General features: G+C 64.8%; 12 protein-coding genes. 1 reads left to right on the top strand and 11 read right to left on the bottom strand.

Translation table 11 applies throughout. The features are described from left to right. Positions 1–71: 71 nt before the first annotated feature. The 9 genes from ACNJYD_RS37950 to ACNJYD_RS37910 form a co-directional block, all read right to left on the bottom strand. Positions 72–1,157, bottom strand: a complete 1,086-nt coding sequence (locus ACNJYD_RS37950) for a branched-chain amino acid ABC transporter permease (RefSeq protein ID WP_439364961.1) — start codon at positions 1,155–1,157, stop codon at positions 72–74. Then, positions 1,154–2,164: a branched-chain amino acid ABC transporter permease gene (locus ACNJYD_RS37945; protein ID WP_439364960.1), complete on the bottom strand. Its 1,011-nt coding sequence runs from the start codon at positions 2,162–2,164 to the stop codon at positions 1,154–1,156. Before ACNJYD_RS37945 ends, ACNJYD_RS37950 begins: the two co-directional genes overlap by 4 nt. Continuing rightward, entirely contained in the window at positions 2,161–2,883 is a 723-nt protein-coding gene (locus tag ACNJYD_RS37940; RefSeq protein WP_439364959.1) for an ABC transporter ATP-binding protein, read from the bottom strand. The genes ACNJYD_RS37945 and ACNJYD_RS37940 overlap by 4 nt, the downstream gene beginning before the upstream one ends. After that, positions 2,880–3,668 carry an ABC transporter ATP-binding protein gene (locus ACNJYD_RS37935; RefSeq protein ID WP_439364958.1) on the bottom strand — a complete coding sequence of 263 codons (789 nt, stop codon included), beginning with the start codon at positions 3,666–3,668 and terminating at the stop codon, positions 2,880–2,882. The genes ACNJYD_RS37940 and ACNJYD_RS37935 overlap by 4 nt, the downstream gene beginning before the upstream one ends. Positions 3,669–3,823: 155 nt before the next feature. Beyond that, positions 3,824–5,008: a substrate-binding domain-containing protein gene (locus ACNJYD_RS37930; RefSeq protein ID WP_439364957.1), complete on the bottom strand. Its 1,185-nt coding sequence runs from the start codon at positions 5,006–5,008 to the stop codon at positions 3,824–3,826. A 106-nt stretch (positions 5,009–5,114) separates the two neighbouring features. After that, on the bottom strand, positions 5,115–7,142 hold the full coding sequence (locus tag ACNJYD_RS37925; protein WP_439364956.1) for an acyl CoA:acetate/3-ketoacid CoA transferase: 2,028 nt from the start codon (positions 7,140–7,142) through the stop codon (positions 5,115–5,117). Between the two features lie 245 nt (positions 7,143–7,387). Next, positions 7,388–8,830 (bottom strand): sigma-54 interaction domain-containing protein, encoded by a 1,443-nt coding sequence (locus ACNJYD_RS37920; protein ID WP_212255767.1) that lies wholly within the window; start codon positions 8,828–8,830, stop codon positions 7,388–7,390. 255 nt (positions 8,831–9,085) lie between these two features. Further along, positions 9,086–10,822, bottom strand: coding sequence for a putative bifunctional diguanylate cyclase/phosphodiesterase (locus tag ACNJYD_RS37915; protein WP_212255769.1), 1,737 nt, complete (start codon positions 10,820–10,822; stop codon positions 9,086–9,088). Positions 10,823–11,261: 439 nt separating this feature from the next. Then, the gene (locus ACNJYD_RS37910) at positions 11,262–12,227 is read right to left on the bottom strand and encodes a sensor histidine kinase (RefSeq protein WP_172787928.1); all 966 of its coding nucleotides are present in this window, start codon (positions 12,225–12,227) and stop codon (positions 11,262–11,264) included. A gap of 176 nt (positions 12,228–12,403) precedes the next feature. Here ACNJYD_RS37910 and ACNJYD_RS37905 point away from each other — a divergent pair, with 176 nt between their 5' ends. Then, positions 12,404–13,243 carry an SDR family NAD(P)-dependent oxidoreductase gene (locus tag ACNJYD_RS37905; RefSeq protein WP_212255770.1) on the top strand — a complete coding sequence of 280 codons (840 nt, stop codon included), beginning with the start codon at positions 12,404–12,406 and terminating at the stop codon, positions 13,241–13,243. 227 nt (positions 13,244–13,470) lie between these two features. Here the strand turns inward: ACNJYD_RS37905 and ACNJYD_RS37900 are convergent, their stop codons facing one another. Beyond that, a complete protein-coding gene (locus ACNJYD_RS37900) occupies positions 13,471–14,847 on the bottom strand; it encodes a cytochrome P450 (protein WP_439364955.1) in 1,377 nt (458 codons plus the stop codon). A gap of 321 nt (positions 14,848–15,168) precedes the next feature. Further along, complete coding sequence (locus ACNJYD_RS37895; protein ID WP_439364954.1) at positions 15,169–16,404, bottom strand: LLM class flavin-dependent oxidoreductase; 1,236 nt, start codon at positions 16,402–16,404, stop codon at positions 15,169–15,171. Between the last annotated feature and the right edge of the window lie 609 nt (positions 16,405–17,013).

The raw sequence follows: 17,013 nt of genomic DNA, 5'->3' as shown, positions 1-17,013 counted from the left end.
CACCGCGGGTATCACGCGCGAGGATTGTGTCGTGCGCGCCGCAATCACAGCGCTGCATCATGAATCATCGGTTAATGCGAGGGGCCGGCGGTCTTCTTGCCGCCGCCATGGCGCAGCCGTCCGACCACGCCGGTCGGGAAGAAATAGACGCTGGCTATGAACAGCAGCCCGAGCCAGAGCAGCCAGCGGTCGGGATGCAACAGCCCCGGCAGCAGCGGCAGGCCGGCTTCGTCCGCCGCCTTGGAGGCGACGCCCATCAGCGACTGCAGATAGTTCTGCGCGAGGATGAAGATCGTGGCGCCGATGATCGCGCCGTAGATCGTGCCCATGCCGCCGATCACCACCATCAGCAGGATGTCCAGCATGATGGAGAAGCTGAGCGAGGTGTCGGGACCTGCATAGCGCAGCCACAGCGCGTTCAGGATGCCGGCGCTGGCGGCGACGAGGGCCGCAAGGCAGTTGGCGTAGGTCAGGTGGAACACGGTGCGGAAGCCGAGCGCCTCGGCGCGAAAGCGGTTCTCGCGGATCGCCTGCAGCACGCGCCCGAACGGCGAGTTCACCACGCGGAGCAGAGCGAGGATCATCAGGCCTGAGATCGCGAACACCAGGTAGAAGGTCAGGATGCGGCCGTTGATCTCGAAGCCGAACAGGTTCTTGGGGATCAGCACCGTGCCGGGGCGGAGCAGCTCCGGCAGCTGGAAGCTGCGCCCGTCCTCACCGCCGGTCAGCCAGGACAGCTGCGAGGCCAACACCTGGAAGGCGGAGGCGACCGCGAGCGTGATCATGGCAAAGAAGATCGCGGCGACGCGCAGCGAGAACAGCCCGATCGCGAGCGCCAGCAACGCGGCGAGCGGCAGGCCGGTGACGATGCCGGTGCCGACCGCGGCCCAATTCGGACCCATCCCGTACAGCGCGATCGCGATGGCGTAGCTGCCGATGCCGTAGAACATGGTGTGGGCGAACGACACCGACCCGGTATAGCCGAGCAAGAGATCGTAGGAAGCGACGAGGGCTGCGAAGACGCAGATCTTGGCCGCGACGTTCAGCGCCTTGGCGCCCGGAAACAGGAACGGCGTCGCCGCCAGCGCCAGGATGATGACGACGAGAACGAGGGTCAGGACGCGGCTGCGCGGCGGATCGCCCGAGAGGATCATCATCGGCTGGTCACCGCATAGAGGCCGCGCGGCCGCCACATCAGAATGGCGACCATCAGCAGGATGTTGGAGACGAGGGCGAGCTTCGGCACCAGGAAGCCGCCGTAATTGGCGACCATGGCGACGAGGATGGCGCCGATGAAGCAGCCGCCGATCGATCCCAGCCCGCCGATGATGACGACGATGAAAATGAGCACGGTGAGGTCGTCGCTCATCGAGGCGTGGACCTGCTCGCGATAGAGCGCCCACATCACGCCGCCGAGGCCGGCCAGCGCCGATCCCGTCATGAACACGCCGAGGAACAGGCGGCGGATGCGATAGCCGAGCGCCTCGACCATCTCGCGGTTCTCGACGCCGGCGCGGATCAAGAGGCCGAGCTTGGTGCGGTTGAGCACGAGCTGGATCGCGATGAAGACAGAAAGCCCGATCAGCATCGCCAGCACGCGGTACTTGGCGATCGCGACGTCGCCGAGGATGAAGGAGCCGCGCAGCGAGGCCGGCAGCGGCATCGGGATGATCTGCGGTCCCCACAGCGCATAGAGCGTCTGTTCCGCAACAATGAGGCCGCCGGTCGTCATCAGGATCTGCTTCAGGTGCTGGCCGTAGACGGGCAGGATCAGCACGCGCTCGACGACGAGGCCGAGCGCGCCCGACACCGCCATCGACAGCAGCGCGGCCGGGGCCAGCACCGCGAGGTTCGTCCAGAGCGAGTCGGCCTGGATGGAGGCCGCGAACGGCGCCAGAACGAGCATGGCAACATAGGCGCCGACGGCGATGAAGGCGCCATGGCCGAAATTGAGCACGTCCATCAGGCCGAACACCAGCGTGAGCCCTGAGGCCATGATGAAGATCATCATGCCCATGGCAAGGCTCGCGGCGGTCAGGGTCAGCCAGGACGAGGTCGATCCGATCAGCGGGATCATCAGCAGCGCCAGCGCCACCGGCAGCAGGATCGGCGCGAGGTCGCGCTTCGGCTTCGGCAGCGGATCGGTTGCGGCAAGGTCTGTCACTGATGCGCCTCCAGGCTCAGGCCGAGCAGCCGCTCCTGCAGCGGCACGTCGGCGGCGAGCGCCGCCATCTCGCCGCGATGAACGATGGTGCCGTTGTCCATGACCAGCACGTTGTCGCCGAGCTCGCGGGCGGCAAAGAAATTCTGTTCGACCAGGAGGATCGTCGCGCCCTTGCGCTTGATCTCCTTCAGGCACTCGATCAGCGCCATCACGATGGCGGGCGCGAGGCCCTTGGTCGGCTCGTCGATCAGGAGCAGCTTGCGCGGCTCGATGATGGCGCGGGCGATCGACAGCATCTGCTTCTGCCCGCCCGACAGGCTCCCCGCGCGCGACAGCCAGAAGCGGCGCAGCGCCGGGAAGAAGCCGAAGATCCAATCCAGCTGCGTGTCGTCGATCGGCGCGTCGCGCGCCGCCAGCACCAGGTTCTCCTTCACCGTGAGATCGGAGAACACCGCCATGCTCTCCGGCACGTAGCCGACGCCGAGCCGCGCGATGTCGGGCGTCGCAAGGCTCTCGATGCGCCGGCCGGCGAGGGTGATCTCGCCTTTTGAAGCCTGCCACAGGCCCATGATGGTGCGCAGCGTCGTGGTCTTGCCGGCGCCGTTGCGGCCGAGCAGCATCGTGACCTGTCCTTGCGGCACCGTGAGATCGATGCCCTGGAGGATGTGATAGCGCCCGATATGGGTGTGCACGCCGGACAGCTTGAGGAGATCGCTCATGATGCGCTCCCTGCCGCGCTCTCTATAGCGTTCTTGGGCGCGACGCCGAGATAGGCTTCCTGCACGATCGGCGAGGCGATCACTTCGGCAGGCACGCCGTCGGCCACCAGCTGTCCGTTATGCAGCACGATGATGCGGTCCGCGAGCGAGCGCACCACGTCCATCTTGTGCTCGACCAGCAAAATAATCTTGCTCCTGTCCTGCTTGAGCTGCGCGATCAGGTTGAGGACGACAGGCACCTCGTCGATGCTCATGCCGGCGGTCGGCTCGTCGAACATGAACACCTTTGGCTCCAGCGCGATCATCAGGGCCACTTCCAGCTTGCGCTGGTCGCCATGCGACAGCGCGGTCGCAGTGACGCCGCGGCGATTGCCAAGCGCGACCTGGTCGAGAATGGCGTCGGCGCGCGCGATCAGGTCGCGCCGCACCATCCAGGGCCGCAGCATCTCGTAATGGGTGCCGCTAGCGGCCTGCACCGCGAGGCGAACATTCTCTTCCACCGTCAGGTTGGGAAACAGGTTGGTGAGCTGGAACGCGCGTCCGAGACCCGCACGGGTCCGCATCGGCGCGGAATGCTGGGTGATGTCGGTGCCGTCGAACAGGATGCTGCCGCCAGATGCCCGCAGCTGGCCCGAGATCAGATTGAAATAGGTGGTCTTGCCGGCGCCGTTCGGCCCGACGATGGCGGTAAGCTCGCCCGGGCGAAACGTGCAGGAGACATTGTTGACCGCGACATGGCCGCCGAAGCGGATGGTGAGATCGCGGGTTTCGAGGGTGAGGGGCATGGGTTCAAGCGTGTCGGCTGGTTGTGACACCTCTCCCCGAAGGGGAGAGGTCGATTTGCGCAGCAAATCGGGTGAGGGGCACAGGTCCCACGAGAGGGTGGTACCCCTCACCCGGCGCTTCGCGCCGACCTCTCCCTACGGGAGAGGTGAAGAAATCACCGCTTGTTCTTGATCGGAACGTCCATGTCCTCGATCTTCAGCTCGCGCACCGGCTCGAGCACGGCCCAGGCGACGTTCGGATCGACCTTGACCTTGAAGTGATACATGCTCTGCAGCGCCTGATGGTCCTCTTTCCGGAACACCATCTTCCCCTTGGGCGTATCAAACTCCAGGCCTTCCATCGCGGTGATCAGCTTCTCGGAGTCGGTCGACTTCGCCTTGGTGACGGCGGCGACGACGGACATCGCAGCCGCAAAACCGCCCGCGGTGAAGAAGTCCGGCGGCGCGTTGAAGCGCTTCTGGTGCTCGGCGACCAGCCAGTCGTTCACCGGGTTCTTGGGGATCTCATAGAAGTAATAGGTCGCGCCTTCCATGCCGGGCAGGCCCTTGTAGGCTGCGAGCGCCGGCAGGATGTTGCCGCCGGTGGAGAGCTCGATGCCATAGCGCTTCGGATCCATGTCCTGGAGCTTGGCCAGCGGATTGCCGGCGCCGGCCCAGATCACCCAGATCACCTTGCGACCGGGCTTGTCCTTCAGCGCGTCGAACAGGCGTTGGCCGACCGCGGTGAAGTCGGTGGTCGAGGTCGGGGCATATTCTTCCGCCGCGAGCGTCGCACCGGTCTTGGCGAGCGCCTCCTTGAAGGCGGCGACGCCGTCGCGGCCGAAGGCGTAGTCCTGCGCCAGCGTCGCCACGGTGACGCCCTGCTTGCCGATCGCGACCGCGTTGGAGATCGCGTCCTGCGAGGAGTTGCGCGCGGTGCGGAAGATGTAGCGATTCCACTTCTCGCCGGTAATCTGGTCCGCGACCGCGGGTTCGACGATCAGGATCTTCTTGTTCTCCTCGGCGACGGGAAGAATGGCGAGCGCCGCGGCCGACGACGTCGTGCCGATCGCGATGTCGGCCTTGTCGTCCTGATAGGCTTCCGCGAGAGCGGCCTTGGCGAGGTCCGGCTTGCCCTGGTCGTCCTTGGTGATGATGACGATCTTGCGGCCGTCGAGCGTCATGCTGCCTTTGGTGGCGTATTCGAAGCCCATCTTCAGGCCGGTCTCGGTCTGCTTGGCGTAGGCTTCGAGCGGACCGGTCTTGCCGTAGATCAGCGCGATCTTGAGATCGTCGGCCAGCGCGGAGGTGCCCACGCCGAGCGCGAGAATGGTTGTTGCTATGATGAGTGATCGACGCACGATGGTCCCTCCTGATTCAAAGTTTCTCGGCAACAGCGATTTGCACAACGTTACAGACATTGCAATTGAACCTTCCGCCTGAGCATCTCGGCCTTTCGAACATGCATCATTTTTGAGCTGGCCGCGCATCGCCGGCGCCCTCGGCTTGACGCCGATCAGACTGCGCTTCCTCCGCGCTCTCGAAGATGTGCGGCGCGACGCCGCGCTTCTCCAGGGCTTCGCCGAGCTTGATGCGCAGGAAGCCCGACGTGGTGTAGCGCGACACACCGGAATAGAAGCGGTCGACGAGGCTGCGGACCATGGCCGAATAATCGTCCATCAGCTCCGGCAGGATGGAAAAATTGTCATAATTGACGATGGCGTAGACCCGGCGTCCGAGCGGCGCCAGGCGGGCCTCGACAATGGCAGCGATGGTGTCGATCTCGGTCTTGCTGCGCAGCGGATAGCGTTCCAGGTTGACGAAGAACAGGTTTTGCTGCTCGTCCAGCGTGAAGCGCTGGTCAAGCGGGATCGTGAGCAGGCGCTCGCGCAGCTCCATCAGCCCGTCGCCGAAAATGCGCGAGTCCATCAGCGCCGGATCGCGCGGGATCAGCGGCTTGAAATCCATCAGGCGCAGGATGTCGCGCTCGATGTCGATGCCGGGCGCGATCTCGATGAGCTCGAGCCCGCCCGGCCGGAGCTCGAACACGCAACGCTCGGTGACGTACAGCGTGCGCTGCTTGCGCGCGGCGGCAAACGGGCCGCTGAAGGTGACGTGCTCGACGCTCTCCACGAACTTGCGCGACTTGGCCTCGTCGAGGATGGCGAGCTTGCCGTCCTTCACCGCAATGCGCTGCTTGCCCGCGCCGAAGGTGCCGACGAAGATCACTTCCTTGGCGTTCTGGCTGATGTTGATGAAGCCGCCGGCCCCGGCAAGCTTCGGTCCGAATTTGCTGACATTGAGGTTGCCCACGCGATCGACCTGGGCGAGGCCGAGGAAGGCGGCATCGAGGCCGCCGCCGTCGTAGAAATCGAACTGATAGGGCTGGTCGATCACCGCCTGCGTGTTGATCGCCGCGCCGAAATCGATGCCGCTCGCGGGGATGCCGCCGATCACGCCGGGTTCCGCCGTCAGCGTGATGAGATCGATGATGCGCTCTTCGTTGGCGACCGAGGCGATCCCCTCCGGCATGCCGATGCCGAGATTGACGACGCTGTTGGCCTTCAGCTCCAGCGCGGCGCGCCGGGCGATGATCTTGCGCTCGCTGATCGGCATCACCGGCAGCGAGGCGGCGCGGACGCGGATCTCGCTCGAGAACGCCGGATTGTATTGCGTGCCGAACGTCTGCCAGTGATTCTCCGGCTTCGCTACCACGACGCAGTCGACGAGGATGCCGGGAATCTTGACCTGGCGCGGATTGAGGCTGCCGGCCTCGGCGACGCGCTCGACCTGGGCGATGACGATGCCGCCGGAATTGTGCGCCGCCATGGCGATGGTGAGCGCTTCCAGCGTCAGCGCCTCCTTCTCCATGGTGAGATTGCCGTCGGGATCGCCGGTGGTGGCGCGGATGATCCCGACGTCGATGGGAAAGGTCTTGTAGAGCAGGCACTGCTCGCCGCGCAGCGTGATCAGCTCCACCAGGTCCTCGGTGGTGCGCGCATTCAGCTTGCCGCCGCCGTGCCGGGGATCGACGAAGGTGCCCATGCCGACGCGGGTGATGTGGCCGGGGCGGTGCGCGGCGATGTCGCGGAACAGATGCGTGATGACGCCTTGCGGCAGGTTGTAGGCCTCGATCTGGTTCGCGATCGCGAGCTGCTGCAATTTCGGCGCAAGACCCCAATGCCCGCCGATCACGCGCCGCACCAGGCCTTCATGCGCGAAATGATTGAGGCCGCGCTGCTTGCCGTCGCCCTGCCCGGCGGCATAGACCAGCGTCAGGTTGCGCGGCTTGCCTTGCGTATAGGGCGCATCGCCCTCGTGGGACAGATAGAGCTCCTCCAGCGCGACCGCGATCTCCTCGGCAAAGCCGATGCCGACGAAGCCGCCGGTCGCCACCGTGTCGCCGTCGCGGATCAGCATGACGGCTTCATTCGCCGAGACGACCTTGCCCTTCTCGGAGTTGCGCAGATAAGGCAGAGCTGGATGATGGCTCACGGCGTTCCTCCCGCTCCCTGGACCGTAGGCCTTGTTTTGCTTGATCTTATCGCGAAGAGCTGCCCCGGAACAGGTTGCTCCTCGCGAAGGAAAGACGGCAAAGCGGATAGCAAGGTCCGCGCCAGATCCCGCAGTGCCGCGCAAAACGGCTGAAATCTGCGGCAATTGCCTGCAATTCACCCCCGAAGAGCGGCCGGATGCGGTGTCCGGAATCCGAGACTCCGGACACTCCCATGTCTCGAAACTCAGACGGGCGCCGATCCCGAGGCGAGGCCGAATTTGGCGAGCTTCTTGTAGAAGGTCGCACGCGAGATCCGCAGCATCCTGGCGGCCTCGGTGATCTGGCCGTTGCTGGCGGCGAGCGCTTGTTCGAGTGTCTGCTTCTCGAACTCGGCCTCGGCTTCGGCATAGGGCACCACCGATCCGGCCGGGCGCTCGGGCGGTGCAAGCCTGACCTCGGTCTCGATCGGGAGAATGCGGGCGACATCCTCGCCGGTCAGCCGCCCGGAATCGCTGAGGATCAGTGCGCGCTCGAGGATATTGCGGAGCTCGCGGACATTGCCCGGCCAGTCGTAACGAGCGAGCGCAGCGAGCGCGCTCGGCGTGATCTTCGCCTTGACGTAGTCGCCCGATGCGCTGATGTCGTCGAGCAGCCGGGCGCAGATGTCAGGGAGATCGTCCAGGCAGTGGCGCAGCGGCGGCAGGTCGACCGAAAGCACGTTGAGACGGTAGTAGAGGTCGGCGCGAAATGCGCCGTCGCTGACGCGCTTGCGCAGGTCCACATTGGTCGCGGCGATGACGCGGACGTCGACCCTGGTGATCTTGTCCGAGCCGAGCGGCTCGATCTCGCGCTCCTGGAGCACCCGCAACAGCTTTGCTTGGAGCTGCAGCGGCATCTCGCCGATCTCGTCGAGGAACAGCGTGCCGCCGTCGGCAATGCGGAATTTGCCCTCGCGTCCCCGTCGGTCGGCGCCGGTATAGGCGCCCGGCGCAGTGCCGAAGAACTCCGATTCGATCAGCGTCTCGGGGATGGCGGCGACGTTGACGCTGACGAACGGCTTCTCGGCGCGCGAGGAGGCGTTGTGGATCGCCTGCGCCAGCATCTCCTTTCCCGTCCCGGTCTCGCCGGTGAGCAGCACCGTGACGCTCTGCCGCGCGGCGCGGCTGGCGAGCTCCTTGGCGCGCGCGATGGCCGGCGTCGTGCCGACGAAATCGGCGAAGGTGAAACGCGCCGCGCGGGCGTTGGACAATTGCCGCCGCGCCAGCCGCAGATCGCTCTCGAGCTGGGCGACGCGGGCGAGCAGGGGCTTCAGGCTTTCGAGATGATCGTAGAGCACGAAGCCGATCGCGCCGATCACCGTCCCGTTCTCGTCCTCGATCGGCATGCGGGTGACGACGAGCTGCTCGCCGCCGAGCTCCATGATGTCGAGCAGGATCGGCTCGCCGGTCTCTGCCACCCTCCGCATCAGGCTGTTGGGGATGACCTCCTCGATCGACCGGCCGATCGCCTCGCTGGGATGGTTGAGGCCGAGGGCTGCAAGATATTTCTCGTTGACGTAGACGACGCGCCCGCCGCGATCGATCGCAATCGCGCCCTCGCAGAGCTTCTCCAGCCGCTCGAACAGCGTCTCCATCGCGCGCGCACGGAGATAGGCGGGATCGCTGATCGAGGAGGAAGCGGCAGGCATGAGATACCTCGGGGAGGTCCGCCTGTGTATTACCAAAAGTGTAGCGATTTCAAAGGGGGAATTGGTGGCTGAAGCCAGCTCCAGCAATTGCTGTCGTCCCGGGGCGCGAAGCGAGCCCGGGACCCATACCCCCAGGGAGCAATTTGGCGAAGACTCTGAGTGGGAGCGTCGCGCAGCAACTGCGCTCTGTGGTTATGGGTCCCGGGCTCGCGCTTTGCGCGCCCCGGGACGACAGCGGGATGTGTTGCGCTGCCCCTACCGCCGATACCCGCTCGCCCGTGAATAGCCCTGGCGGTTCTGTTGCGCGGGGCGGCTTGCCACGCTGACCCGCGCCTCGCTCGACGAGGGCGTTGCGAGCTTCAGCTCCTCCAGGAAGATCGGCCGCGAGAAGTAATAGCCCTGCGCGTAGCGGATCTTGGTGGCGGCCTGCAGATAGGCCAGCTCCTCGTAGGATTCGAGGCCTTCGGCGATCACCGTCATGCCGAGCGCCTCGCTCAAGGATTCGATCGCGCGCAGGATGCCCTGGCTGCGCGGACGCTTATGGATGTCGGTGATGAAGGAGCGGTCGATCTTGATCTCGTCGGCGGTGATGTCGGCGAGCGCCGAGAGCGAGGAATAGCCGGTGCCGAAATCGTCGATCGAGATGCCGACGCCGAGCTTGCGGAACATCGGCAGGATCTCAGCCTGGAAGTGATTCTTGGCGACGAAGGCGTCTTCCGTCACCTCGATCATGAACCGCTGCGGAAAGCCGGTGTCGTCCAGCGCCTGCGCAAAGCTGCGCATGAACTCGGGATTGCCGGCCTGCTTGGCGGCGACGTTGATGCTGATGGTCGCTTCCGGGCCGAACGTGTCGTTGATCAGGTCGATCGACTTGACGATCTCGGCGAGCACGAGATGGGTCAGCTCGTCGATCAGGCCGAGTTCGCCGGCAAGATTGATGAACGAGCCGGGTGCCTGGATCACGCCTTCGTCGTCACGTAGGCGCACCAAGGCCTCGATGCCCTTCACCGCCTGCGTGCGGATGTCGACCTTGGACTGGAAGGCGCAGCAGAAGCGCTTTTCCAGGATCGCGAGCCGCAGCGACTGCTCGACCTTCATCCGCGCCTGCGCCTCGCGCTCCATGCTGGCATCGAAGAAAGCGGCCAGTCCCTTGCCGTTGTTCTTGATGCGGTACATCGCGATGTCCGCGTTCTGCCGCAGCGTCTCGAAGCTGCCGCCATGGTCGGGATAGAGGCTGATGCCGACCGAGGTCGAGGCGAACACTTCCGAATGGTCGATGAAGAACGGCGCGGTCAGCCGCTCCAGCGTCGATTGCATGAATTCGGCGACTTCCTCCTGTCCCTGGATCGGTGACAGCAGCAGCAGGAATTCGTCGCCGGAGATGCGCGAGAGCATGTCGGAATCGCGCAAGTCCCGTCCGAGCCGCTTCGACAACTCGACCAGCAGCGCGTCGCCCACGGCGTGGCCGTAATAATCGTTGATGTGCTTGAAATTGTCGACGTCGAGAAAGGCCAGCGCAAAGCGTTCGTCGCCGCGGTCGCGCGCGAGCAGGGCATTGGCGCGGTGCTCGATCACGCGCCGCGAGGGCAGCCCGGTCAGCTCGTCGAAATAGGCCGAGCGGAACAGCTGGTCCTCGAAGTTCTTCTGCTCGGTGATGTCGGAGGATGCCGAGATCAGGAGCTCGCGTCCGTCGAGACGAACCGGACGATGGGTCGTGAGCAGCACCTTTCGCGCGGCGCCGGCGTGAAGCGCTTCCTCGGTCACGACCGGCTGGCCGGCGCTCAGTGCCTGCCGGCAGGCTTCGCGGCGCGGCGTCAGATCGGGTGAAGGACGGCTGCCATCCAGGCCGAGCTGCGCGGCGGCGGCATCGTTGACCAGCAGCAGTTCGCCATTCGCGTCCTGCACGGTGAGGCCGGCCGGCAGCATTCTAACGATTTCCTTGAGAAAACCGAGCTCGGCTTCAGTCGCGCCGGAATATCGATTGTCGTTCATAGAAGTCATGAATCTTGTTGTTTGAGCGCGCCTTTAGCAATGGGCGCGATCTTCCGCGGTTCCCTCTTAAGTTTGGTTAAGGGGTCGGGAGAAATACGGGGGTGTTTTGGAGAAAACTTGCGAGGATCCGACGCGCGCCGACGATCGTCATTAACAGAGCGTCAACGCGCTCAGCAAAACAGCGCGAGGTATGCGCGTGGGAGCGATTTCGCCTGCGGCCATCCTTCGAGACGCCCGCCGTCGGCGGGCCCTCAGGATGAGGAGCGGAGCGCGCTGCGCCAGTTTCAGCGAACACCGAGGCCGCTTAGCCTCATCCTGAGGAGACCGCGAAGCGGTCGTCTCGAAGGACGAGGCGCTTGCTCAGGTCGCGCAAATGCCGCACGCGATTGCGCCACCGCGCAAGCGGGGGGAAGGATTACACCTTTCATGTCGCGATGTTCTATTCGCTTCGTGGAATTCGACACTGCATGATGCAATGCAGACCGGTTTTCAGATACGAGATCTCGGTCCTGCCGTCGAAAGCCGAGAGTGCCGATTTCAAGAGCTTGGTGCCGAAGCCGGGCTCCGACACCTTGTCCACGCTCGGTCCTTCGGTTTCGTCCCAGGTGACGGTCAGGCGGTCGTCGATGATGGTCCATGACACCTGCAACAGACCGCGCGGGGCGGAGAATGCGCCGTACTTGCCCGCATTGGTGGCTAGCTCGTGAAACATCAATGACAGCGTGACGGCGAGCTTCGGCGGCAGGAACAGCCGCTCGCCGTTGAGCGTGAAGCGGACATGGCCGTAAGGCCCGAGCTCGGAGATCAGGAGGTCGCGGATGTCGCAGCCGGCCTTGTCGATCCGCGAGATCAAATCGTCGGTTGCGGCCAGCGAGCGCAGCCGCGGATCGACCCGGGCCCAGACCTGCGGCTGGTCGTGCAGCACCTGGTGCAGCACCGCATGCACCGTGGACAGCTTGTTCTTCAGCCGGTGCTGGAGCTCCTCCACCAGCAGCTTGCGATAATCTTCTTCCTCGATCAGGCGTTTGGAAATTCGGCGCTGCTCGGCCAGCATGGTGCGATAATGCTCGACACCCCAGATGGTCATCGCGCACACGGCCCAGTAAAGTGCCAGCAGGGCAAACCGCGCGCGATCGGCAAAAGCATCGCCGAAATTGAGGACGACGCCGAGCACGCCGCCGACGAGCGCCGTCACGATGCCGATCCGGAAGCCGCCCAGGGCCGCAGCAAAGAACACGGCCGGGAAGTAGGGCGTGAAATAGATGTCGGGACGAACCTGAGCGAGGCCCCAGCGGACCAGGGTTGCACCCAACAGGCAGACCACCGCAAAGCCGATGCTCAGACCGAGCGAAGGCGGCGCCGTACCCTGCCAGCCCTTGCGGAACTCGTCGATCAGCTTCTTCATGCGCTGCCCGGTTGCGATGGGCGTACGACGATCGAGCGGCCCGCGAGGATGTTACGCATGCCGCTCGTCCAAGCATAGCTTGCCTTGTCGGAAGCGGGCAGGGATAGTGACCGCTGCGGCGACGGCGGCCGGCATTCGCCTTTTGGCATCAAATCGCTCGAAAACAGGAACATTCCATGGGCAGGCTGGACGGCAAGGTTGCGGTGATTACGGGAGCGACGAGCGGCATCGGATTGCGCACTGCGGAAGTCTTCGTTGCCGAAGGTGCCAAAATTGTGATCGCGGGTCGGCGCGTGCCGGAAGGCGAGGCGTTGGCGAAGCAACTCGGGGAGAGTTGCATCTTCCGTCAGACCGACGTCACCGTCGAAGCGCAGATGCAGGCGCTGATCGCGCTTGCGGTGGACAAGTTCGGCAGGATCGATTGCCTGTTCAACAATGCCGGCGGGCCGGCACAGACCGGCGGCATCGAGGGCCTCGAGGTCGAGCGGTTCGATGCGGCCATGGCGACGCTGGTGCGCAGCGTCATGCTCGGCATGAAGCACGCCGCGCCCTACATGAAGAAGCAGGGCGCGGGCAGCATCATCAACAATGGCAGCATTGCTGGCCGCCTCGCCGGCTTCTCGTCGTCGATGGTCTATAGTGCGGCCAAGGCGGCGGTGATCCACCTCACCAAATGCGTGGCGATGGAGCTCGGCGAATCCAACGTCCGCGTCAACGCGATCTCGCCCGGTGCGATCGCGACCGGCATCTTCGGCAAGGCGCTGGGGCTCTCGACCGATGCCGCCGAGAAGACGCCGGCAGTGATGCGCGAGGTCTACAAGACCGCGCAGCCGATCCCGCGGGCCGGCCTCCCCGACGACATCGCGCAGGCCGCAGTGTTCCTGGCGAGCGACGAATCCAGCTTCATCAACGGCCACGACCTCGTCGTCGACGGCGCCATGACCGGCGGCCGCAATTGGAGCCTGCAGCAGCAGGGCTATGTGGCCCTGCGCAAGGCGTTCGATCAGGGGGCGTAGAAGCCCCCGCCGACGGTGCCGTAGGGTGGGCAAAGGCGCGCTCTTCGCGCGCCGTGCCCACCATCGATGTTTGAACCCGGCGAGGCATGGTGGGCACGCTTCGCTTTGCCCACCCTACGAGACTAGGCTTCCGTCATTGCGAGGAGCCCTTGCGACGAAGCAATCCAGACTGTTTCCGGGGAGACAGTCTGGATTGCTTCGCTTCGCTCGCAATGACGGTGGTGACGCTAAACCGCCCTCACTCGCACCCGCAGCCCGTCCCGCGGCTTCGGGATCGGCCACATCTGCCAGTCCGGCTTGTAGCCTGGTGCGAGCGACACCTCGATGTTCTCCAGGAAATGCCGCGCGAAACACTTCGCCTGCATGTAGGCGAAGTGCAGGCCTAGGCACATATGCGCGCCGCCGCCGAAGGGCACGAAGGCGAAACGGTGGCGGCCGCGCTGCGCGTCCTCGGTGAAGCGCAGGGGATCGAAACGGTCCGGCTCCGGCCAGATCTCCTTCATGTGGTGCGTATAAAGCGGGTTGATGCCGACCGCTGTGCCGGCGGGGATCGCAAAACCCTTGAAGCTGAAATCGCGCATCGCGCGGCGCGGCATCGACGGCACCGGCGGCTTGATCCGCAGCGCTTCCTTGAACGCCATCTCGGTCAGCGGCATCTTTTCCAGATCGTCGAAGCTGGTCGGCGCGCCGGAGACGAGACCGAGCGCGAGCACCTCCGCGCGCAGCCGGTCCTGCCAGTCCCGATTGGCGGCGAGCTCGCCGATGAAGGAGGTCAGCGACGAGGTCAGCGTGTCGTGCGCGGCCATCATCAGGAAGCTCATATGGTCGATGATGTCCTGGTCCGACAGCAGCGCGCCGTCCTCATGGGTGGCGCGGCAGAGCTGCGAGAACAAATCGTCGCCGCCGTGATTGCCGCGTCGCAGCGGAATCTGCTCGCGGAAATAGGCGATGATGCGCTTGCGTCCCTTCACCCCTCGCGCCATCTGGGTGCCGGGCAGGGGACGGCGGATCGGGGTGACGGCGGCCGCCACCATGTCGATGAAGGCGCGGTTGATCTCGTCGACCTCGGGCCCGATATCGGCGCCGAGGAACGAGGCCGCGGCGAGATCGAGTGTGAGCTGCTTCATCGCCGGATAAAGCTGCATCTCGCCCGGCTTGGCCTTCCATTGCGCGACGCGCGCGGAAATGCCGCGGTCGAGATCTCCGAGATAGGACTTCATCGGCCCGGATTTGAAGGCGACCGAGAGCGCCTTGCGATGCAGGCGATGCTCCTCGAAATCCAGCAGCATCAATCCGCGCGGAAACAACAGCCCCAGCACCTTGTCCCAGCCATGAGTCGAGGAGAACAGCTTCTGCTGGTCGAACAGCACGAGCTCGTTGGCCTCGGGCCCGAGCAGCACGACATTGGTCTCGCCGAAAAAATGCGTGCGGTAGACCAGGCCGTACTTGGCGCCGTTCGCTTCGATGTGGCCCTTGGGATCGGCGAGCACCTGAAAGGTCTTGCCGATGATCGGCCAGCCTTCGTCGCCGGGAATGTGGGTCAGCTCGTTGCGCCGCGGCGGAGTGAACGGAAGCGCAGGGGCGGCCAAATTCTGCATCGACATGACGATCGCTCCGATTGGCTGGCTCGGCGAGCATAGCATATCGAGGTAGGCCAGCGCGCCGATCGTCTCATGCACAATGTCGTCAGCCGCCATCGGCGCCGCAGCGAGGGCAACGGCGCTTGAGAGCCTCCCTGCGGCCATCCTTCGAGATGCCCGCCTTCGGCGGGCCCTCAGGATGAGGACGGAGTGCGCGGCAGCAGTTTCAACGGATTCCGATGCCGCCTAGCCTCATCCTGAGGAGACCGCTGAAAGCGGTCGTCTCGAAGGACGAGGCGCTCGCTCAGGCGCCGCCGAGAAGTTCTGTATGAGCTGAGCCTTGCCCTACCGCTTCGCCGCTTCCTTCTGCAGATCCGGCGCGTTGACGGCGGGAATGGCGACGCGGCCGGGGCCGGTGACCTTCAGCGCCTCGGCGGCCTTCTCGTTCTCCATGATCTTGGCCATCACGGCCTGGCCCGCGCGCTCGAAGATCGCGCGGTTCTCGATCACGAATTTTTGCGACCTGCGCAGCCCGTCGATGTAGCCGTTGATCTCGGGCACGACGTAGCGCGCCACCATGTCCCAGCTCCGGCGTGTGTTTTCCGGATTGGCCCAGTCGTGCACGAAGCCGATGATGGCGCCGACGCCGCCGGAGACCTGCATCACGTTCTTGATGGTTTTGACGAGATCGTCGGGCGTGCCGATGGTGGACGCCGCGCCCTCGACGAAGGCGGTCTTGTCGACGGCCTCGTCGGGCGAGGAGAACGCGGTGAGGCCCGGCCGCTGCAGCGTGCCGACATTATATTCGTTGTGCCAGCGCATCAGGCCCGCGCCGGCCTCGCGTCGGGCTTGTTCACGCGTCTCCGCGATGTGCCAGGTCAAGAGCACGCGCCAGTCGGCGCGATCGACCTTGGTGCCGTGCTTCTTGGCGGCATCCTCGGCGAACTGCCATTGCTGCTGCAGCGACATCAAGCCCTGCGTCGTCATCGAGCCCAGCGAGATGATACCGATGCCGTATTTGCCGGCCAGCGTCATGCCGGAGGGCGAGATCTGCGAGGCCACCACGAACGGCATCTCCTCCTGCAAGGGCAGAATCTGCAGCGCGGCGTCGTTCATGGTGAACCAGTCGCTCTTGGCGGTGACGCGCTCGCCGTTGAAGAGGCGGCGGATCACGCCGATCGCCTCGTCCTGGCGGTCGCGCTGCGTCATCGGATCGATGCCGAGCGTGTGCGCATCGGAGGCGAGCGCGCCCGGTCCGGAGCCGAAAATGGCGCGGCCGCCGGTCATATGATCGAGCTGCACCATGCGCTGGGCGACGTTGAAGGGATGGTGATAGGGCAGCGACACCACGCCGCTGCCGAGCTTGATCCGCTTGGTGCGCTCGCCGGCCGCGGCCAGGAACATCTCGGGCGAGGCGATCATCTCCCAGCCCGAGGAATGATGCTCGCCGCACCAGAACTCGTCATAGCCGAGCGCATCCAGCTGCTCGACGAGGTCGAGATCGCGCCGGAACTGCAGCATCGGATGCTCCCCGATCGGGTGATGCGGGGCAAGAAAGGCTCCGAACTTCAGGCGCGCCATGTGTTCTCTCCGGCTGAATTTTCTGTTTGTTGGTCGTGTCAGGCTACGTGCCTGACGGCACGAACGCAATCACGCGATGTCCCGCGTGGTGGAATGCAGGCATGCGCCGAAGCGAGGAGGGGAGCCTCAGCGGGGGCTGATGTAATTCAGTGTCTCGATGGTGCCACGCCGTCATTGCGAGCGCAGCGAAGCAATCCAGAGTATCTCCGCGGCATGACTCTGGATTGCTTCGCTGCGCTCGCAATGACGTGTCGAGAGGGCGTCGCTCAAGTGATATCGGACTCGCCGAGAGGCGAAGCGATCTGCGATCGAATGAAGAGGCGCACGCGCTGGCGCCCAGGATGATCGTCTTCAGCTATGGCGCGACGATCAGATCGGAAATGCGGCCGGAATGGCCGCAATCAGCACGCGTAGCCTTTCTCGTCTCGATCGCGCTGTTTGTGACATTAACCGTGACCCCGCGCCGCATTTCCGGCGCGGATGCGCCGCGCCTCTGCAGGAAGTCGAGGCATTGCTGTTAATACCTGCGGAATCCTGCGGTCTTCCCGCGAATTTCACCGAGATCGACAGCGCACGGTCTTTTTATTTTGCAACGCAGCAACTATCTGG

This window comes from Bradyrhizobium sp. SPXBL-02, assembly GCF_051853065.1.
Lineage (GTDB): Bacteria > Pseudomonadota > Alphaproteobacteria > Rhizobiales > Xanthobacteraceae > Bradyrhizobium.
The sequence above is the reverse complement of the archived record's forward strand: the minus strand, read 5'-3'. Positions and strand labels throughout refer to the sequence as shown.